This window comes from Streptomyces sp. NPDC022910, from assembly GCF_055561075.1.
On sequence record NZ_JBVHHL010000001.1, the window covers coordinates 145896 to 165070 of the forward strand.

A 19175-nucleotide genomic window follows, 5' to 3' on the forward strand; every position below is an offset into this window, starting at 1 on the left:
CCGTCAGGAGCGCCGGGAGACGTTCGATGCGGTACAGCTGTTCTCGGGACCCGTCAGTACGGGCCGTTCACGTTGTCGATCGAGCCGTAGCGGTGGTACGCGTAGTTGCACGCGGCGGTGATGTTGGCGACCGGGTCGTAGATGTCCCACGAGGTGCCGGGCACGTGGTAGGCGTTGAACGTGGGCGGGATCACCTGGAGCAGGCCCTTGGAGGGGATGCCGGCGGCGGCGTTGGAGTCCCAGAGGTTGATGGCCTTCGGGTTGCCGGAGGACTCGCGCATGATGTTGCGGTGGATGCCGTTGTAGCTGCCCGGGATGCCGTGCTGCGCCATGACCGCCAGCGACTGCTTGATCCAGCCGTCCAGGTTGTTGGCGTAGGTCTTCACGGGGGTGGACGCGGCGGTCGCCTTGGTCGTCGTGGCTGCCGTGGCCGCCGCGGTGGGTGAGGTCGACCCGGTGGGCAGGGTCAGGACCTGACCAGGCACGATGTGGTCCGGGCTGTAGAGCTGGTTGGTCGACGCGATGGCCTTCCACCCGCCCGGCACCTTATAGGTCCGGGCGATCTTGGCCAGGGTGTCGCCGGCCTTGACGGTGTAGGTGATCTTGTCGGTGGTCGGAGCCGCAGTTCCTGCGACAGCCGTTGTTGCCGGAGCGGCGCCGGCGGACTGGGCCGTTCCGAGAACGGCCGTGCAGGCCAGGGCGAACGTGCCGACTATGGCAGCGCGACCCGTGGAGAGCCGGCGCGCCCGGACTCGGCGATGGGAGGCAGGAATAGACATGGTGCGGACCTCGTTCTCGGGATTACTTGTCCGCAGCTGCCGGTTCCCTCGACAAACAGCCCCGCATTTCATTGAGCGGTGCGCTGCGGCGGGGTCATTCTTAGCCGCCGCAAATCACAAAACAATTGCTTTACTTACTAAGCGGGTTAGTGGATGCCTCATTCGCTGCCGACGCCTTAACCCCTGCAACCCGGGCGGGTAAGGGGGAATTAAGGGGCACGTAAAGCACTAGCCGACTTCGTAAGTGAAGTGCGTCACGCCGAGTTCAGGGAATTTAAGTGGCAGTTCAGTCTAAAGTGCCCGGCGCTGTAAAATAACGACTTAACGATGCTTTGGTATTTAATGGGCCAAATCGGACGTAGCCGCATATGTGGCATATCCCAAGAAAGTCCGGGGCGGCTGCTGCGCTCTGGCCCGCCGTTCGCTGTCAACTCAGCGGCAGCCGGGGGAGCTTACGGACTCGCTCCGCCTTCTCCGCGGCCTCCTCCGCCTTGACGACCGCCGCGTACTGGTCGACGTACTCCTGCTCGGAGAGGGTCAGGATGGCGTACATGATCTCGTCGGTGACGGCGCGCAGGATGGCCTTCTCGTTCTCCATGCCGGCATAACGGGAGAAGTCCAGGGGCTTGCCGAAGCGGATCACCACCGGGTGGATGTTCGGGACGACCTGGCCCGGCGGCTGCGCCTCGAAGGTGCCGATCATCGCGCAGGGGACGACGGGCACCCGGGCCTTGAGAGCCATCACCGCGACGCCCACTTTGCCCTTGTACAGGCGGCCGTCGTGAGAGCGGGTGCCCTCCGGGTAGATGCCCAGCAACTCGCCCTTGCTCAGCACGCCGAGGCCCTCACGGATCGCGGCCTGCCCGGCGTCTTTGCCCGAGCGATCCACGGGAATCTGTCCGGCGCTGCGGAAGAAGGCGGCGGTAAGACGGCCCTTGATGCCCGGACCGGTGAAGTACTCGGCCTTGGCGAGAAAAGTGATGCGCCGCTTCAGGATCGCGGGCATCAGGAAGTGGTCGGAAAAAGAAAGGTGGTTGCCGGCGATGATGGCCGGGCCGTCCGCCGGTACGTGTTCGAGACCCTCTATTCGCGGCCGGAAGACCAGTCTCAGCAGTGGTCCGAGAATCACGTATTTGAGCAGGTAGTAGAACAAGGGGTCGCTCCTCACTCCAGCGGATCGGCTCAACCGCCGCGTTCTTACAGCTCAACCGGCCTGTCGTGGGGTGCAAGTCTAGGGTCAGGCGGGGTCCGCCGGAACCGTGCCCGGCCGGACTCGCCCCGGCACCGGCAGTTCTGACGGACCGACAGGGAAGAAGGCGCGCCCGAAACCACTTCGTGCGGTCCGCGAGGGCGGACCGCACGAAGCGGACAGTGAAACTGGGAGTGGATGATCACAGGTAGTCGTCGTCTCCCTGATCGGGGTAGGAGGTCTCGTCGTCCGTCCGGCGGCCGCTCTGCTGCTGCTCCTGCCGGTGCTGGCGTTCCTGACGCGCCTGCTCCTGGGCGCCGAGGGTCTCCTCGGTCATGTCCCTGAGGTGACCCGATTCATCCGCGTACGGGTCGCGTCCCCGGTCGGTCATGTCGGCTCACTCCTCGATGAGGCGAGTAAAGGGCGCAGCTCCGCCCCTGATCAGCGTGGCACGAGTGGCATTTCCCTGCATATCGGCCCGCGCGTCGGGCGGGAGGCGGTGCCCTAGGTTTCCTCCTCCATGCGGATCGAGTCCTGGAGCTCCTTGAGGGCGCGGCTGTCCTTGCCCTGGTTCATCTCCAGCAGAGCGCGGGCGATCGCGTCGAGCTTGCGCTGAATGGCGTGCTCCGCCCGCATCTCCGAGTTCTTCAGCAGCGCGAGCAGGAGGAGGGTGACCGCGGTCATGGACTCCCCCGCGAGCAGGAGCCACTCCAGGGGCAGCTTCGCCACGTGGGCGGCGATGAAGAAGCCGACGAACGCCAGACAGATCAGGAAGAAGACGGGGGAGCTCGTCAAATTGGAGACTCTTTCCGCCAGTTCCTCGAATCTGCCTCGCTGCGGACCGCCGCGTTCGGCGGGACTCTCAAAGGTCATGGGGGAAGCATCACCCTGCCCCGCCCGCTGCTGCGGGCGGACTTACCGTTGGCCGGTCGTCGGGCCGGGGGCATGCACTCGCGCGGGGGAGTCGGTTTCCGGCGTGCGCTCCGGGGGTACCGGCTCCGTCGCCGGCCGCCCCTTGAGTGCGGTGACCGCGGCCGCCACTTCCTGTTGCACCGGTCCCGCCGGGGCGTCGCCGGTGACCGCCGCCACCAGGTCCTCGGCGACTTGATGCAGCTTCGTGTTGGTCCTCTGGGAGACGGTGACCAGCACGCTCCAGGCGTCCTGGGGGCCCAGGGAGAAGGACGCCATCAGCACGCCTCGGGCCAGGTCGATCATCGGCCGGGTCCGCATGGCGCGCCGCAGCTGGACGAGTTCGATGCGCAGGTCCTGGTCGGTGCCCTCGGGCCGCCCGCCGTCGGGTGAGGGGGCACCCTCCTGCCGGCGGAGCCGTTCGTGCTCGTTCACCGCGGTCCTCGGGGTGGCGGCGCCGACCCGGTCGAAAAGGGAGCGTGTGCCGGTCAGCGAGAGCAGTCTGTCCACCGTGGATCCGGTCGCGCCGAGGGCGAGGGTCTTGGTGTCCTCCAGGGCCTGGCGGCGGACGCACAGCAGCACGTTGAGGCCGGAGCAGTCGCAGAAGTCCACGCCGCCGAGATCGAGATCGACACCACTGACCGAGCGGCGCAAGGCGTCCCTGAGGGCGGCGTACAATGCCTGCTCGGTTTCGAGGTCCAGTTCCCCGGAGACCGCTACCGCCACCCGGTCCCCGTCCTCGTGTGTCTCCACCGTCAGAGAGGACGACGGCGGCTGCCTCGGCGGGCGGGCGCAGGCCACCCGGATGTCGTCGTCCGGGCTCTCGGGCCCGGACACGTACTCCACCATGGCAGCCTCCCGAGCTCGTCCGCCGTACGTACCCCCTCAGCCAGGCTCTGCCCGCCCCGCATCACCTGTCAAGCGATACAGGAATTCTCTTTCGCCTTTTTGTATTCATGAAACAGGGCGCCTACTCTCGATGCATGGACGGAGTGACTGAGCCGCACAACGGGTGGACGTTTCTTACCAACCATGCACGGGTGCTGGCCGCGATAGCCGACGACCAGACCACTCGTATCCGTGACATCGCGGCCCGCTGCCGGCTCACGGAACGCGCCGTCCAGAAGATCATTTCCGATCTGGAAGAGGGCGGCTATCTCACCCACACCCGTGAGGGGCGCTCCAACACCTACCGCATCCAGCCGGGAACCGCGCTGCGCCACCCGGCGGAGGCCAGCCTGACCGTGTCCGAGCTGCTCGCCCTCCTCGTCCGGCATGACGCCCAGCACAGCCTGCAAGGCCGACACGAGCACTCCGTAGCGGACTCCTGACCCGGGTTTTGCCGACCGCGAGCTGTGAGCCGTCTCGTTCGGCCGCCGAGCTGTGACGTGCCTTCACGCTCAGCGGGTACTCGCAGGTACCGGTCAGCGAGAGGAGCCCGAAGTGAGCACCGTAACAGGCAGTAAGATCGTCGTCACGGGTGCCACCGGCAATGTGGGCACCAGCCTTGTGCGCCTGCTCGCCGAGGACCCGGACGTCGCACGTGTGCGGGGCCTGGCACGCCGCGTTCCCGATCTCGGCCCGGACCGCGTGGAGTGGTCGGAGGCCGACCTCGCGTCGGACGAAGTGGACCTGGTGAAGGAGTTCGCCGGTGCCGACGGGGTCGTGCACCTGGCGTGGGCGTTCCAGCCGACGCACGATCCGGTCGCGACCTGGCAGACCAACGTGCTCGGCAGCATACGGGTGTTCGAGGCCGTCGCCGCAGCCAAGGTGCCGGCCCTGGTGCACGCATCGTCCGTCGGCGCCTACTCCCCGGGTCCCAAGGACCGGACCGTGGACGAGTCATGGCCCACGCACGGCTGGCCCGACGCCGCCTACACACGCGAGAAGGCCTACCTGGAGCGGACCCTCGACGCCTTCGAGTACGAGCACCCCGCGATCCGGGTCGTACGGATGCGGCCCGCGTTCCTGTTCAAGCGCGAGTCGGCGAGCGAGCAGCGCCGTATCTTCGGCGGACGGCTCCTGCCCGGGCCGCTGGTCCGGCCGGAACTGCTGCCGTTCCTGCCGGACGTCCTGGGACTTCGGGTGCAGGCCCTGCACACCCACGACGCGGCCCGCGCCTATCAGCTCGCGGTCCGCGGTGAGGTCCGGGGCGCGTTCAACCTGGCCGCCGACCCGCCCCTCGACGCGGCGGTGCTCGGCGAACTGCTGGGATCCCGTCCCGTACGGATGCCGCGGACGGCCGCACGGTCGGCGATCGCCGCCGCGTGGGGGCTGCGTCTGCTTCCCGCGTCGCCGCACCTCTTCGACGCCGTGCTGCGGCTCCCGCTCATGGACTGCACACGTGCCCACACCGAACTGGGCTGGCGGCCGGAGCGGACCGCGACCGAGGTCCTGGAGGAATTCCTGCACGGGCTTCAGGAAGGCGCCGGCGACCGGACAGCGCCTCTTCAGGGGCGCAAGGTCGGCTGAGAATCCGGTGCGGCGGCCCTCGGGCGACCGCGGCCGCCCCCGCCCTGTTTGACCGGAACGCATCGCGAAACTCCAGTCGTAGCCAGCCGCCCCGCCGCGACGGTCGGCCGCGGCATCGCCCGCCACCGGCGACGACGCCGATGACCATCGCCTCCGAGAAGCCGCGCGTCGAGCGGGTGGACACCGCCGTCTGGACCGTGCCCACCGGCACGCCCGAGGCGGACGGCACGCTGAGCTGGGACGCGACCACCCTCGTCCTGGCCACCGTCGGCTGCGGCGGCGTCACCGGGCTCGGTTACACGTACGCCCCGGGCGCCGCACGCCCACGTGCATGCCGCGGCCGCCGTGCCCAACATCCGCCATCTGGAGTGGTTCCACGACCGCGTGCGCATCGAACGCCTCCTCTTCGACGGCGTTCTCGACCCCGCCGGAGGCGCCCTCATCCCGGGACGCGACCGTTGCCCCGGCCTGGGGCTGACCCTGAACGCCAACCGCGCCGAGCGTTACCGGGTGGGCTGAAGGACGCCGAGGTCAGCCCGGGCCCCGCCGGCGCCGGCCGCCGGCCGCCTTGCCCGGACGGGACGAGACGGCGAGGCTACGGCTGAAGTGGCGCGCCCGGCAGTATCGTGCGCGCCGGAGGTGGGCCGGCATGGCGGTGCAGGTGGCGGTGTGCGGGCCGGCGCAGTGCGGCGAGCGGGAACGGACCCTCGCGTACGAGCTGGGCCGGCTGCTCGCGGAGCGCGGGGCCGTGGTGATCTGCGGTGGGCACGGCGGGGTGATGGCCGCGGTGGCGGCGGGCGCCCGCTCGGGAGACGGCCTCGTCGTCGGAGTGCTGCCGGGAGCCGATCGGACCGGTGCCGGGCCGGATCTCAGCGTCGCGATCGCCACAGGCCTCGGGCAGGCGCGCAACAGCGTGATCGTGCACAGCGGGGACGCCGTCGTCGTGGTCGGCGGATCCTGGGGCACACTCTCGGAACTGGCCCTCGCCATGCGCCGGGGCGGTGTGCCCGTGGTCCAGCTCGGCGACGGCTGGCGGCTCGTCGACGCGGACGGTCAGGAACCACCCGGCGTCCGGCGTGCGCGCACGCCTGCCGAGGCGCTGGACCTCACCGGGCTGTGGCCCTGACCGGTACTTCGACACGCCAGGTGTCCACGGCGTAGTGGAGCGTCATGCCGTGGCGCAGGTACAGCCGCAGAGCCTCGGAGGTGTTCTGCGTGTCCACCCCGAGTCCCACCAGGTCCCGGCCGCGGGCCGCGAACGCGGCGAAGGCGTGCCGCAGGAGGTGGCTGCCGACCCCGCGGCCCCGCGCCGCCTCCAGGACGCCGAGATGGCGGATCCAGCCCATGCTCGTGTCGTCGTTCCTCGCGATGAGCACGCCCGCGTCGCCGAGGCCGGACACGGAGGCGATCCAGACCAGTGACCAGTCCGTCCGGTCGGCGCCCAGGGTCTCCAGCCACTGGTCATAGGGGCGAGCGTGGTACTCGAAGTGGTCGCTGAAGGCGGCGTCCAGCAGTGCGTGCACCCGCCGGCGGTCCGCCTCCGTGCGGCACTCGCGCAGTGTCACGCCGGGCAACGGGTCGGGCGCCCGGTCGTCGGCCGCCGGCAAGGGGCGGGTGAGCACGTTGAACCGGCGTATCACGTGCCAGCCGCGGGCAGCGAGCAGCGAGGTGTCCAGGGTGGGGGCGGAGTTGAGATACAGGTGCACCACGGCACGTGAGGCACCGTTCTCCGCGGCCTTCCCGGCAGCCCGCGCCTCCATCAGCTCCAGCAGCAGGCGCCCGGCCGCATCCTCGGCGGGCAGTGTGTACAGGTCGATGTCGATCCGTTCGCCGCACGCGACGTCCCACAGCAGCCCGTACGCCACGAACCGCCCGTCTCCGTCGACCCCGATCCACGAGTCGCGTGCCAGGTCCACACCCGGACGCCGCAGATCGGTCTCCACCGTGTGCGGATCGGTCTCCGGCTGCCCGATCTCGGCCACGTCGACCGCGTTGAGGAGTTCGCACAATGCGGTCGTGTCGTCGAGGTTGGCCGGGCGCACGGTGAGATTCATCCGCTCACTCTCGGCGAGCCGGTACGACGTCGCAACGAAATAAACGCGCGGTGTGCGGCGGTACGAGGTGCGGCACCCGGGGCCCGCTCACATGCGGCCCCCGGGTGCCGCGTCGTGTCAGGCCGCCAGCACCTTCTCCAGTGCCCCCAGCGCCGAGCGCAGTTCGTCGTCCGTGATGGTCAGCGGCGGAGCCAGGCGGATCGTCGAACCGTGGGTGTCCTTGACCAGAATCCCTTCCCGCATCAGGCGCTCGCTGACCTCGCGCCCCGCGCCGATGGCGGGGTCCACGTCCACGCCGGCCCACAGGCCGCGCGAGCGGAAGCCCACGACGCCCTTGCCGACGAGAGCGGCGAGTCCGTCCCGCAGCACCACGCCCAGCTCGGCCGCCCGACGCTGGAATTCGCCCGTCTCCAGCAGGTCGACCACCGCCGAACCGACCGCGGCGGCCAACGGGTTGCCGCCGAACGTCGAGCCGTGCTCGCCGGGCCGCAGGACGCCGAGGACGTCCCGGCGGGCCACCACCGCGGACACCGGCACGATCCCGCCGCCCAGCGCCTTGCCGAGCAGCAGGACGTCGGGTGCGACGCCCTCGTGCTCCACGGCGAGCGTGCGGCCCGTGCGGCCGAGGCCCGACTGGATCTCGTCGGCGATGAACAGGCACCCGGCCCGACGGGTGAGCTCGCGGACCGCGGTGAGATAGCCCTCGTCCGGGATGATCACACCCGCCTCGCCCTGAATGGGCTCGATCAGCACGGCCGCCGTCGTCTCGTCGACCGCCGCCTCCAGCGCGGCCAGGTCGTTGTACGGGACGATGCGGAAGCCCGGCGTGAACGGGCCGAAGCCCGTCCGCGCCGTCTCGTCCGTGGAGAAGCTGACGATCGTCGTCGTACGGCCGTGGAAGTTGCCGTCCGCCACCACGATCGTCGCCCGGTCGGCCGGAACACCCTTGACCTCGTACGCCCATTTGCGGGCCACCTTGACGGCGCTCTCCACGGCCTCCGCGCCCGTGTTCATCGGCAGCACCATGTCCAGCCCCGTGAGGGCAGCGAGGGACTCGGCGAAGTCGGCCAGCTGGTCGTTGTGGAAGGCCCGGGAAGTGAGGGTCAGCCGGTCCAGCTGGCGGTGCGCCGCCTCGATCAGCACCGGGTTGCGGTGCCCGAAGTTGAGGGCGGAATAGCCGGCCAGCATGTCGAGGTAGCGGCGGCCCTCGACGTCCTCCACCCAGGTGCCCTCGGCCCGGGCGACGACCACGGGCAGCGGGTGGTAGTTGTGCGCGAGGACCGGCCCCTCGGCGCGGATCAGCTCGGCGGACGAACGCGTGCGGGCAGGTGCGGTCATGAACGGATCTCCTGGGTGCAGCACTTGATGCCTCCGCCGGCCTTGTGGAACTCCGAGAGGTCGACGGGGACGGGGTCGTAGCCGTGGTCGGCGAGCCGGGCGGCCAGCGCCTCGGCCTTCGGTGCGATGAACACGTGGCGCCCGTCGGAGACGGAGTTGAGGCCGAAGGCCATCGCGTCGTCCCGGGTGGCGAGCACCGCGTCCGGGTACAGCCGGGCGAGGACCTCACGGCTGCCGGGCGAGAACGCCTCCGGGTAGTACACGATGTTGTCGTCGTCGAGGACGAACAGCGCCGTGTCCAGGTGGTAGAAGTACGGGTCCACCAGGGTCAGGCTGATCACCGGGTGACCGAAGAACTCCTGCACCTCGCGGTGCGCCTCGCGGGTCGTGCGGAACCCGGTGCCGGCCAGGACGTACCGCCCTGTCCAGACCAGGTCGCCCTCGCCCTCGCAGACGGATTCGGGGCGGTGGACGTCGAAGCCGGCCGCTTTGAACCACGTCTCGTAATGGACCGACTCGGGGCGCCGCTCGGGCGCATGGAAGAGGGAGCCGAAGACGCGGCCGCCGACGACGACCGCCGAGTTCGCGGCGAACACCATGTCCGGGAGGCCAGGGACCGGGTCCACGGCGTCGACGTTGTGGCCGTGGGCACGGTAGGCGCTGATCAGCCCCTGCCACTGCTCGCGTGCCAGATCGACGTCGACCTGCGTGTCGGGATGCATCCAGGGGTTGATCGCGTACTGCACGGCGAAATGTCTGGGTTCGCAGACGAGGAAGCGCCGCCGGCGCGGCACACGGCTGTCGGGCACAGAGGGGTACCTCCGCTTCCTGGGGTGTCACCAAGGGGTGACACCAAGGTAGGAAGTGACGTGGACGCACGACAAGGAACGATGACTGCGCGTTCACGCAGTAATACTGCGTCTTCGGGCTGGTCAGCGCACGTCTGCTGCGCCATCCGGGGCTGCGTGGCTGGCACCGGCCTCCGGGCTTTCCGGGAGGAGGTGGGACAGCACCATCACGCTGATCGTCTTCCGGATGAACGGCTCCGTGCGGATGCGCTCCAGCACCTCCTCGAAGTGCTCCACGTCCCTGGCCCGCACGTGCAGCAGCGCGTCCGCGCCGCCGGTCACCGTCATCGCCGCGGTGATCTCCGGATGGTTGCGCACGACCTCCGCCAGGCGCCGGGGCGGCGCCGCACCCTCGCAGTACACCTCGACGTACGCCTCCGTGCGCCAGCCCAGCGCCGACGGCTTCACCGTGGCCGTGAAACCGGTGATCACACCCGACTCGCGCAGCCGGTCCACTCGGCGCTTGACCGCCGTCGACGACAGGCCGACGGCCGCCCCGATCTCGGCGAAACTGGTCCTGGCGTTCGCCATCAGAGCGGTGATGATCTTCCGGTCGAGCTCGTCGAACGGCGCTGGCCTGCTGTTCATGCGGGCACTGTATCCAGCAGGAACGTCCATGCTCCGCACATGTCCAGGCGTACCGAATGCTCCTAGACTCCACGTTCATGCTGCGCGCCCTCGCCGTCGACGACGAACGCCCCTCGCTCGAGGAGCTTCTGTATCTGCTGCACGCGGACCCGCGGATCAGCAGCGTGGAGGGCGCGAGCGACGCGACCGAGGCGCTGCGCCGCATCAACCGCGCCCTGGAGTCGGGGCACGACGGCCCCGACGCGATCGACGTCGTCTTCCTGGACATCCACATGCCCGGACTCGACGGCCTGGAGATGGCCAGGCTGCTGACCGGCTTCGCCCGGCCGCCGCTCGTCGTGTTCGTCACCGCCCACGAGGGCTTCGCCGTGCAGGCATTCGACCTCAAGGCCGTCGACTACGTCCTCAAGCCCGTACGCCGCGAGCGGCTCGCCGAGGCGGTACGCCGCGCCGCCCAGCTGCGGGAGACCGCACCGCTGATACCCGTGCACGAGCCCGACCCCGACCACATATCCGTGGAACTCGGCGGCGTGATGCGGTTCGTGCCCGTCGAGGACATCACCCACGTGGAGGCGCAGGGCGACTACGCCCGCCTGCACACCCCCCTGGGCAGCCATCTCGTGCGGATCCCGCTGTCCACCCTGGAGGAGCGCTGGCGCTCACGCGGCTTCGTCCGCATCCACCGCCGCCACCTCGTCGCACTGCGCCACATCGACGAACTCCGCCTGGACGCAGGCACGGTGAGCGTCCGCGTCGAATCCGTCGAACTCCAGGTCAGCCGACGGCACGCCCGCGAACTGCGGGACCTGCTGATGCGCCGGACCGCGGGCCAGTGAGGGGGAACGGCGTGCCGCAGGACCCCACCGAACGCCGAGTCGTCGTCACCGGGCCACCCCGGCGCATCCGCCGGGCCTCCGGCTACTACCGGCCGCGTACCGAGATCGACGAACAGACCACACTCGGTCACACCTACGTCCGTTCGCTGATGCGCAGCCAGTTGCGGGTGGCACTCGCCGTTTTCACGGTGCTGGTCCTCCTGGTGGGGCCGCTGCCCCTGGTCTTCGCCACCACACGGAACGCCGGCCTGGAATGGATCGTGCTGGGCTTCGGTCTCTACCCGCCGCTGGTCCTGCTCGCCCGCTGGTACGTGCGCCGTGCCGAGCGCAACGAGAAGGACTTCGTCCGCCTCGTCGAGGACCGCTGAGGCGCCGTCGTGAACCAGAACTACGCCGTCCCCGCAGTCGCGCTCGTCGTCCTGGCCACCGTCCTGGTCGGCGCCTTCGGACTGCGCATCTCCCGCACCACCTCCGACTTCTACGTCGCCTCCCGTACCGTCGGGCCTCGCCTCAACGCGGCCGCGATCAGCGGAGAGTACCTCTCCGCCGCCTCCTTCCTGGGGATCGCGGGGCTCGTCCTCGTCCAGGGCCCCGACATGCTCTGGTACCCGGTCGGCTACACCGCCGGCTATCTCGTCCTCCTCCTGTTCGTCGCCGCTCCGCTGCGCCGCTCCGGCGCCTACACACTGCCCGACTTCGCCGAGGCCCGGCTCGCCTCGCACCAGGTGCGCAGGCTCGCGGGGGCGTTCGTCGTCGGCGTCGGCTGGCTGTATCTGCTGCCGCAACTCCAGGGAGCCGGGCTGACGTTGACCGTGCTGACCGGCGCGCCCGATCCGCTCGGCGGGGTCATCGTGGCGGTCGTGGTGGTCGCGACCGTCGCCGCCGGCGGCATGCGCAGCATCACCTTCGTGCAGGCCTTCCAGTACTGGCTCAAACTCACGGCCCTGCTCGTCCCCGCACTCTTCCTCGTGCTGGCCTGGCAGGGGGACGGCGCGCCGCGCGACGCCTTCACCGAACCGGCGACCTTCCGCGAACACCGCGTCGTGCGGATCGACGACAGCCTCGACCTCACACTGTCCCGCCCGCTCGAGGCCGCCGCGACGGGCACGATCGACGGCCGGCGCTACGCAGGGCAGCGGGTGGACCTCGCCGTGGGCGTCCACCGCATCGAGCGCGGCACCCGGCTGACCTTCGGCAGGGGCGACACCGTCCCCGTCGCCGACCGCGTCAGCAACGGCGGCATGTCGACCTCGCTGGCGTCCGGCCGTGAGGAACGCCCGCTGTACGCCACCTACGGGCTGATCCTCGCCACGTTCCTCGGCACCATGGGTCTGCCGCACGTCGTCGTCCGCTTCTACACCAGCCCGCACGGCGTCGCGGCCCGCCGCACCACCGTCGCCGTGCTCGCCCTGATCGGCGCCTTCTACTTCCTGCCCCCCGTCTACGGGGCACTGGGACGGCTCTACGCCCCCGAGCTCACCCTCTCCGGGGACGCGGACGCCGCCGTGCTGCTGCTGCCCGGCCGGATGATCGGCGGCGTCGGCGCGGATCTGCTGGGCGCTCTGGTCGCGGGCGGGGCCTTCGCCGCGTTCCTGTCCACGGCGTCGGGGCTCACCATGGCGGTGGCCGGGGTGCTCACCCAGGACGTGCTGCCGTCGCGCGGTGTACGGCACTTCCGGCTGGGCACGGTGCTGGCGATGGCGGTGCCCCTGGCGGCGAGCGTCCTGGTGGGCGGGCTCCCGGTGGCCGACGCGGTCGGGCTCGCGTTCGCCGTGTCCGCGTCGTCGTTCTGTCCGCTGCTCGTCCTGGGCATCTGGTGGCGGCGGCTGACGCCACCGGGGGCTGCAGCGGGCATGCTGGTCGGGGGCGGTTCGGCGCTCGTCGCCGTGGCGGCCACGATGGCGGGCTGTCCGGGCACCGGCACCCTGCACGCCCTCCTCGCCTGGCCCGCGCTCTGGTCGGTGCCGCTCGGATTCCTGACCATGGTGGTGGTGTCACTGGCCACGCCGGGGCGGGTTCCGGCCGGGACGGCGGCGATCCTGGCCCGGTTCCATCTGCCTGAGGAACTCCGGGCGGAGGTGAAGGCGTGAGCGGCTTCCTCGCCGGCCTGTGCGTGGCCGTCCTCCCGCTGCTGGCCGCCGGGTTCTGGCTGGGCCGGCGCACCGCGCGCCCCGAAAGCCTCGGCGGGCTCGGCACCCCCGTCGAGCACGCCACCTTCCAGACCCTGCACACCGCCTCCCTTGCCGCGCCGCCCCTGCGCGCCGGTCTCACCGAGGAGACGGCCCGCAAGTCCGCACGCCGGCTGCGCACCCTGCTCGGCACCGACGCGCTCTGCCTCACCGACCGGGAGGCCGTGCTGGCCTGGGACGGCGCGGGGGAGCACCACCGCGAGGAGGTGCTGGAGCGGCTCGGCGGCCCGCTGGAGAGCGGCCGCGGGGAGGCCTTCCGCCTCCGGTGCGAGGAGCCGGACTGCCCACTGCGCTGGGCCGTCGTCGCCCCTCTCACCGTCGACGACCGGGTGCACGGCGCACTGGTGGCCTGCGCGCCCCGCGAGTCCGCCGTCCTCGTACGGGCCGCAGGCGAGGTCGCCCGCTGGGTCTCCGTGCAACTGGAGCTGGCGGACCTCGACCAGTCCCGGACCCGGCTCATCGAGGCTGAGATCAAGGCCCTGCGCGCCCAGATCTCCCCCCACTTCATCTTCAACTCGCTCGCCGTGATCGCCTCGTTCGTCCGCACCGACCCCGAGCGCGCCCGCGAACTCCTCCTGGAATTCGCTGACTTCACCCGTTACTCGTTCCGGCGACGCGGCGACTTCACCACGCTCGCCGACGAACTCCACGCCATCGACCACTATCTGGCCCTGGTGCGGGCCCGCTTCGGTGACCGGCTCTCGGTCACTCTCCAGATCGCGCCCGAGGTGCTTCCCGTCGCCCTGCCCTTCCTCTGCCTCCAGCCGCTCGTCGAGAACGCCGTCAAGCACGGTCTGGAGGGCACCACCGACAAACGCCAGATCAGCATCACCGCGCAGGACGCGGGCGCCGAAGCCCTGGTCGTCATCGAGGACGACGGCGTCGGAATGGATCCGGAGCTGCTGCGGCGCATCCTCGCCGGAGAGGTCAGCCCGTCGGGCGGCATCGGTCTGTCCAACGTGGACGACCGGCTGCGCCAGGTCTACGGCGACGACCACGGGCTCGTCATCGAGACCGCGGTGGGAGCGGGCATGAAGATCACCGTCCGGTTGCCGAAGTACCAGCCGGGAGTGCACTCGGCGGGACGGCTGCCCCGGCAGTGATGGTCAGTTGTTGCGGGAGACCACCATGCCGAGCGTGATCAGGCCGAGCACGACCCAGCCGAACCACAGCCAGCCGCTGCTTCCCAGCGCCACCGTGTAGGCCGTCACAACGACGAGCCCACCTACGGTGAGCACTCCCATCGCCTTCGTGGAACCGGGCATCGCAACACCCTCCTCATGGTTTGTCCCCTCTCATGGTGCCCCCCGTTCTGCTTGCGTACGGTGCAGACGACCGGATGAGTTCCGGACGTCCATGCTCCCTTTCCGGTCTGGGACGCAGCCTCGCAACGGACGGGTCGTAGACGTAGTCCTCACGCTGAAAGGGATTCAGCGGTGTGGGAGAACTCAGTGGCCGCGTGCGTTGAGTGATGCCAGATAGGCGTTGTACGCCTCGAGTTCCTTGTCGCCGTCGCGGTCCGCGGCCCTGTCCTTCCGCCTGGCCTGCCGCTGCTCCGATCCGTACCACTGGAAGAGCAGCGCAAGGAGCACGAGCACGGAGGGGATCTCGCTGAACGCCCAGGCGATGCCACCCGCCGCGGTCTGATCCGCCAGGGCGTCGATGCCGAGCGAGGCGGGCGGATGCCTGTAGGTGTCGACCATCGGTGAGGACGCCATCATCAGCGCGATGCCGAAGAACGCGTGGAACGGCATGCCCGCGAACAGCTCCAGCATCCGCATCAGGTAGCCGGGGCGGTGGGGTCCCGGGTCGATGCCCATGATCGGCCAGAAGAAGACCAGGCCGACGGCGAGGAAATGCACCATCATCGCGATGTGCCCTGCCTTGGACCCCATCAGGTAGTCGAAGAGCGGGCTGAAGTACAGCCCGTACAGGCTCGCGATGAACAGCGGGATCGTGAACGCCGGGTGCGTGATGATGCGCATGTAGCGGCTGTGCAGCAGCATCAGCAGCAGTTCGCGCGGACCCTTGCGGCCGCGGCCCGCGGTCGGCAGCGCGCGCAGCGCCAAGGTGAACGGCGCGCCGAGCAGGATCAGGATCGGGGACAGCATACTGATCACCATGTGCTGCACCATGTGCACGCTGAACATGACCATGCCATAGTCGTTCAGCTTGGTGCACATGGCCAGCATCACCGTCAGTACGCCGATGACGTACGCGACCGTGCGGCTCACGGGCCACTTGTCGCCGCGGCGGACGAGCCGTACGACACCCCACCCGTAGAGGGCGAGACCGGCCAGGCAGGCGACGAGGAAGAACGGGTCCGCCGACCACTCGAGACCCCGCCCCAGCGTGAACGGCGGCAGATCCATGGTCATGCCGTGCCCGCTGTGATCCATCCGCCGGCTCCTGTTTCGTGGGGGTTGCGCGCTGTCTGTCCGGACCAGACTAGAACCGCCCCCGGCGGCCACTGCCACCGGGGGCGTTGCAGCGCCCCGTCAGGGGCGCGGGGCCGTGTCGACATGCGGCTCCGCCGCGCGGGCGCGACAAGCCACGGACGATCCGCAGCCGACGAACCACCCGCATACCTACGGTGCAGCCCTCGGCTAGAGCACGCACTCCGCCTCGGCGTACCGCTCCAAAGGCACCGTCTTCAGGGTCTCCACCGCCTCCGCCAGCGACACCATCACGATGTCGGTGCCGCGCAGCGCGGTCATCTTCCCGAACTCGCCCCGGTGCACGGCCTCCACGGCGTGCCAGCCGAAGCGGGTGGCGAGGACGCGGTCGTACGCCGTCGGTGTTCCGCCGCGCTGGACGTGCCCGAGGATCACCGGACGGGCCTCCTTGCCGAGCCGCTGCTCCAGCTCCAGGGAGAGCTGGCGGGCGATGCCGGCGAAGCGCTCGTGGCCGTAGGCGTCCTTGCCGCCCTCGTCGAAGTCCATGGTGCCCGGCCTCGGCTTGGCGCCCTCGGCGGCGACGACGATCGCGAACCGCTTGCCGGCGTCGAACCTCTCGCCGACCCGTGCCGCCAACTCCTCGATGTCGAAGGGGCGTTCCGGTACGACGATCGCGTGGGCGCCCGCGGCCATGCCGGAGTGCAGCGCGATCCAGCCGGTGTGGCGGCCCATGACCTCCACGATCAGCACCCGCTGGTGGGACTCGGCGGTGGTCTTCAGCCGGTCGAGGGCCTCGGTCGCCACGCCCACGGCCGTGTCGAAGCCGAAGGTGACGTCCGTGACCGCGATGTCGTTGTCGATGGTCTTGGGCACACCGACGATCGGCAGCCCGTTGTCGGACAGCAGGCGGGCGGCTTTGAGCGTGCCCTCACCGCCGATCGGGATGATGGCGTCGAGACCGAGCTCCTCGACATGGCCCCTGGCCCGCTCCACACCGTCCCGCAGGTGCTCGGGACGGACCCTGGAGGAACCGAGGATGGTGCCGCCGCGAGCCAGGATGCCGCTCACCGCGTCGAGGTCGAGCTTGAGGTAGTCGCACTCCAGAAGGCCCTTCCAGCCGTCCCGGAAGCCGATGACCTCGTCGCCGTGGTCGACGACGGCGCGGTGCACGACGGACCGGATGACGGCGTTCAGGCCGGGGCAGTCACCGCCGGACGTGAGGACACCAATGCGCATAGCCCGAAATACCTTCTCACCGTGGGCCGGGGACCGGACCACGCTGTCCGGTTCGATCCCCGCCACCCTACCGGCGACAGGGGGCGGGGCCGCATCGTGCGTCCGCCTGCTGGACGTGCCCGCTCAGCTGTGCGGACGTACCGTCAGACGGGCTGGTTACGCCGGGCGGTCCAGCGGGTGTACGGGCGTCGGGCGGGCGTCGAGGAACCCCTTCGGGGCTGCCCCGCGGCGGACTCTAGGCAGGCTGCTCGGCAGCCGCGATCCGCTCGTTGCGCAGCGCTTCGTACCAGCGGTCGTCGACCGGCGGGAGGGCGTTGACGTCCAGCGCCAGCTTCAGCAGCAGGTCGGCGATCTGCGGGTTGCGGGCGAGAACGGGACCGTGCATGTACGTACCGAAGACCGTGTCGTTGTACGCGCCCTCCGTGCCGTCGCCCGTGCCGTTGCCCCTGCCGAGCCGCACCTGCGCGAGCGGGCGGGCGGTGGGGCCGAGGTGGGTGACGCCCTGGTGGTTCTCGAAGCCCGTGAGCTGGGGCAGGCCGAGGCGCGGGTCGATGTCCGCGAGGACGTCGCCGACGCATCGCTCACCCTCGCCGCGCACCGAGACCACGTCGAGCAGGCCGAGACCCGGCTCGCGCTGCCCCAGGTCGTTGACGAACTCGTGGCCCAGGATCTGGTAGCCGGCGCAGACCGAGAAAACGATCGCGCCGTTCTCGACGGCCCGGTACAGACCGCCGTCGCGGCGCAGCCGCTCGGCCGCGAGCCGCTGCGGACGGTCCTCGCCGCCGCCGATCAGGTAGATGTCCCCGGAGGTGGGGATGGGCTGGTCGCTGCGCACGTCCAGGCGGGCGACGTCGAGGCGGCGCTGGCGTGCCCGGCGCTCCACGACGAGCGCGTTGCCCTGGTCGCCGTAGGTGCTCAGCAGGTCCGGGTAGATCCACACCAGACGCAGGCTGTTGTCACTCATCGATGATCGTCCTTAGTGGTCAGTTGCCGACGCGGCGGCGCAGGTCCTGGAACGCGGTGTAGTTCGCGATGACCTCGATCCGGCCCGGCGGGGCCTGCTGGACGGCCTGGTCGAGGTTCTCGCAGACCTGGAAGGACTGGTTCGCGACCTCCAGGCGCACGGCGAGGTCCAGCTTGCGGTCGCCGATGACGAAGATCGGGTGGCCGGTCAGCCGTGTGTAGTCCACGTCCCACAGCCAGGAGGTGTCGGTGCCGTCCGCGCTGCGCGCGTTCACCGAGAGGATCACCGGGGTCGGCGGCGGGTCGATGAGCGAGAACGTCTCCAGCCATCCGGCCGGGTTCTTCGCGAGCAGCAGGCGCAGGTCGCGACCCTGGAACTGGACGACGTCATAGCGCCCGGCCACGGCCTGCACCTGATACATGCGCTCCAGGGCGACCTGCGGGGGCACGCCGAAGACGGCGGCGACGGCGGCCGAGGTGGCGGCGTTCGCCTTGTTGGCGCGGCCGGGCAGCTGAAGATGGATCGGCCAGGCGGAGCCGTGCGGGTCCAGGACATGGTCGCCGGACAGAGCCCAGGAGGGGGTCGGCCGGCGGAAGCCGCACTCGCCGCAGTACCAGTCGTCGCCGGGGCGCTGCATCACACCGCCGCAGGACGGGCAGGACCAGGCGTCGTCCTTCCACATCTGGCCCGCGGCGACCCAGATCACGTTGGGCGAGGAGGAGGCGGCCCACACGACCAGCGGGTCGTCCGCGTTGGCGACGACGACGGCCTTGGATCCGGCCAGGCCCTCCCGCCAGTTCTCGGCGAGCATACGGGTCTCGGCGGCGCGGTCGAGCTGGTCGCGGGAGAGGTTCAGCAGCGCGATGCACTTCGGATCGGTGTCCCTGGCGACCCCGGCGAGGTACTTCTCGTCGACCTCGATGACACCGAACTTGGCGTCCGAGCCGCCGGCCAGCGCCGAGGTGATGCCCGCCGGCATGTTGGCGCCGAGCGCGTTGGAGACCACCGGGCCCGCGGCACGCAGCGCCTCGGCGATGAGCCGGGTGGTCGTGGTCTTGCCGTTGGTCGCGGAGACCAGGATCACGTCCAGGTTCTGCGCGAGCCGGGCGAGGAGGTCGGGGTCGAGTTTGAGCGCGACTCGGCCGCCGATCACCGATCCGCTGCCGCGCCCCGCGGCGCGCGATGCCGCAGCGACCGCCTTGCCCGCGGTCACGGCCAGCTTGGCCCGCGGCGTCAGCGGGTCCGAGTTGCCTGCCATCAGTTCTCGATCCTCCTTGCGTACGGCGCCGCGCCCTGTCCCGGCAACGTGTGGACCTCAGCCTATCGAGATCCGTTCACGCACCCGAATCGCGGCACCACCCCGGCGCCCGCGCGACC

At 70.3% G+C, this 19175-nt stretch carries 22 protein-coding genes; 8 read left to right on the forward strand and 14 right to left on the reverse strand.

Annotation, left to right across the window (positions count from 1 at the left end; all coding sequences use genetic code 11):
* Positions 1 to 53 precede the first annotated feature (53 nt).
* The 5 genes from ACZ3TS_RS00785 to ACZ3TS_RS00805 all read right to left on the reverse strand — a co-directional run bounded on the left by ACZ3TS_RS00785 (position 54) and on the right by ACZ3TS_RS00805 (position 3726).
* On the reverse strand, positions 54 to 779 hold the full coding sequence (locus ACZ3TS_RS00785; RefSeq protein WP_467612050.1) for a LysM peptidoglycan-binding domain-containing protein: 726 nt from the start codon (positions 777 to 779) through the stop codon (positions 54 to 56).
* Between the two features lie 427 nt (positions 780 to 1206).
* The gene (locus ACZ3TS_RS00790; RefSeq protein ID WP_467612053.1) at positions 1207 to 1932 is read right to left on the reverse strand and encodes a lysophospholipid acyltransferase family protein; all 726 of its coding nucleotides are present in this window, start codon (positions 1930 to 1932) and stop codon (positions 1207 to 1209) included.
* A 238-nt stretch (positions 1933 to 2170) separates the two neighbouring features.
* Entirely contained in the window at positions 2171 to 2359 is a 189-nt protein-coding gene (locus ACZ3TS_RS00795) for a hypothetical protein (RefSeq protein WP_467612056.1), read from the reverse strand.
* A gap of 113 nt (positions 2360 to 2472) precedes the next feature.
* Positions 2473 to 2841, reverse strand: a complete 369-nt coding sequence (locus ACZ3TS_RS00800; RefSeq protein WP_467612059.1) for a low affinity iron permease family protein — start codon at positions 2839 to 2841, stop codon at positions 2473 to 2475.
* Positions 2842 to 2883: 42 nt separating this feature from the next.
* Positions 2884 to 3726, reverse strand: coding sequence for an anti-sigma factor antagonist (locus ACZ3TS_RS00805; RefSeq protein WP_467612062.1), 843 nt, complete (start codon positions 3724 to 3726; stop codon positions 2884 to 2886).
* 134 nt (positions 3727 to 3860) lie between these two features.
* Here ACZ3TS_RS00805 and ACZ3TS_RS00810 point away from each other — a divergent pair, with 134 nt between their 5' ends.
* The 4 genes from ACZ3TS_RS00810 to ACZ3TS_RS00825 all read left to right on the forward strand — a co-directional run bounded on the left by ACZ3TS_RS00810 (position 3861) and on the right by ACZ3TS_RS00825 (position 6475).
* Positions 3861 to 4208 (forward strand): helix-turn-helix transcriptional regulator, encoded by a 348-nt coding sequence (locus tag ACZ3TS_RS00810; RefSeq protein WP_467612065.1) that lies wholly within the window; start codon positions 3861 to 3863, stop codon positions 4206 to 4208.
* A 112-nt stretch (positions 4209 to 4320) separates the two neighbouring features.
* On the forward strand, positions 4321 to 5349 hold the full coding sequence (locus tag ACZ3TS_RS00815) for an SDR family oxidoreductase (protein WP_467612068.1): 1029 nt from the start codon (positions 4321 to 4323) through the stop codon (positions 5347 to 5349).
* Positions 5350 to 5676: 327 nt separating this feature from the next.
* Complete coding sequence (locus ACZ3TS_RS00820; protein ID WP_467612071.1) at positions 5677 to 5868, forward strand: hypothetical protein; 192 nt, start codon at positions 5677 to 5679, stop codon at positions 5866 to 5868.
* 130 nt (positions 5869 to 5998) lie between these two features.
* Positions 5999 to 6475: a TIGR00725 family protein gene (locus tag ACZ3TS_RS00825; RefSeq protein ID WP_467612074.1), complete on the forward strand. Its 477-nt coding sequence runs from the start codon at positions 5999 to 6001 to the stop codon at positions 6473 to 6475.
* On the opposite strand, the gene ACZ3TS_RS00830 is transcribed toward ACZ3TS_RS00825, so the two are convergent.
* The 4 genes from ACZ3TS_RS00830 to ACZ3TS_RS00845 form a co-directional block, all read right to left on the reverse strand.
* Positions 6456 to 7403: a GNAT family N-acetyltransferase gene (locus ACZ3TS_RS00830; RefSeq protein WP_467612077.1), complete on the reverse strand. Its 948-nt coding sequence runs from the start codon at positions 7401 to 7403 to the stop codon at positions 6456 to 6458. The two genes, ACZ3TS_RS00825 and ACZ3TS_RS00830, sit on opposite strands and share 20 nt — an antisense overlap.
* 117 nt (positions 7404 to 7520) lie before the next feature.
* Positions 7521 to 8741: an ornithine--oxo-acid transaminase gene (gene rocD / locus ACZ3TS_RS00835; RefSeq protein ID WP_467612080.1), complete on the reverse strand. Its 1221-nt coding sequence runs from the start codon at positions 8739 to 8741 to the stop codon at positions 7521 to 7523.
* The gene (ddaH, locus tag ACZ3TS_RS00840; protein ID WP_467612083.1) at positions 8738 to 9550 is read right to left on the reverse strand and encodes a dimethylargininase; all 813 of its coding nucleotides are present in this window, start codon (positions 9548 to 9550) and stop codon (positions 8738 to 8740) included. Before ddaH ends, rocD begins: the two co-directional genes overlap by 4 nt.
* Before the next feature lie 123 nt (positions 9551 to 9673).
* Positions 9674 to 10177, reverse strand: coding sequence for an Lrp/AsnC family transcriptional regulator (locus ACZ3TS_RS00845; RefSeq protein ID WP_467612086.1), 504 nt, complete (start codon positions 10175 to 10177; stop codon positions 9674 to 9676).
* Positions 10178 to 10254: 77 nt separating this feature from the next.
* Here ACZ3TS_RS00845 and ACZ3TS_RS00850 point away from each other — a divergent pair, with 77 nt between their 5' ends.
* Genes ACZ3TS_RS00850 through ACZ3TS_RS00865 form a run of 4 tightly spaced genes read left to right on the forward strand, consistent with a single transcriptional unit; the run spans position 10255 to position 14305 of the window.
* Positions 10255 to 11013: a LytR/AlgR family response regulator transcription factor gene (locus ACZ3TS_RS00850; RefSeq protein WP_467612089.1), complete on the forward strand. Its 759-nt coding sequence runs from the start codon at positions 10255 to 10257 to the stop codon at positions 11011 to 11013.
* An 11-nt stretch (positions 11014 to 11024) separates the two neighbouring features.
* Positions 11025 to 11381: a hypothetical protein gene (locus tag ACZ3TS_RS00855; RefSeq protein WP_467612092.1), complete on the forward strand. Its 357-nt coding sequence runs from the start codon at positions 11025 to 11027 to the stop codon at positions 11379 to 11381.
* Between the two features lie 9 nt (positions 11382 to 11390).
* Positions 11391 to 13103 carry a sodium/solute symporter gene (locus ACZ3TS_RS00860; RefSeq protein WP_467612095.1) on the forward strand — a complete coding sequence of 571 codons (1713 nt, stop codon included), beginning with the start codon at positions 11391 to 11393 and terminating at the stop codon, positions 13101 to 13103.
* Complete coding sequence (locus tag ACZ3TS_RS00865; RefSeq protein ID WP_467612098.1) at positions 13100 to 14305, forward strand: sensor histidine kinase; 1206 nt, start codon at positions 13100 to 13102, stop codon at positions 14303 to 14305. The genes ACZ3TS_RS00860 and ACZ3TS_RS00865 overlap by 4 nt, the downstream gene beginning before the upstream one ends.
* A 3-nt stretch (positions 14306 to 14308) precedes the next feature.
* On the opposite strand, the gene ACZ3TS_RS00870 is transcribed toward ACZ3TS_RS00865, so the two are convergent.
* From ACZ3TS_RS00870 to ACZ3TS_RS00890, 5 genes are all read right to left on the reverse strand, one after another.
* A complete protein-coding gene (locus ACZ3TS_RS00870) occupies positions 14309 to 14467 on the reverse strand; it encodes a hypothetical protein (RefSeq protein WP_467612101.1) in 159 nt (52 codons plus the stop codon).
* A 183-nt stretch (positions 14468 to 14650) separates the two neighbouring features.
* Entirely contained in the window at positions 14651 to 15601 is a 951-nt protein-coding gene (locus ACZ3TS_RS00875; protein WP_467612104.1) for a cytochrome c oxidase assembly protein, read from the reverse strand.
* 207 nt (positions 15602 to 15808) lie between these two features.
* Entirely contained in the window at positions 15809 to 16834 is a 1026-nt protein-coding gene (locus ACZ3TS_RS00880) for a 6-phosphofructokinase (RefSeq protein WP_467612107.1), read from the reverse strand.
* Positions 16835 to 17069: 235 nt separating this feature from the next.
* On the reverse strand, positions 17070 to 17798 hold the full coding sequence (locus ACZ3TS_RS00885; RefSeq protein WP_467612109.1) for a type 1 glutamine amidotransferase: 729 nt from the start codon (positions 17796 to 17798) through the stop codon (positions 17070 to 17072).
* A 19-nt stretch (positions 17799 to 17817) separates the two neighbouring features.
* Positions 17818 to 19056 (reverse strand): MurT ligase domain-containing protein, encoded by a 1239-nt coding sequence (locus ACZ3TS_RS00890; RefSeq protein WP_467612112.1) that lies wholly within the window; start codon positions 19054 to 19056, stop codon positions 17818 to 17820.
* Between the last annotated feature and the right edge of the window lie 119 nt (positions 19057 to 19175).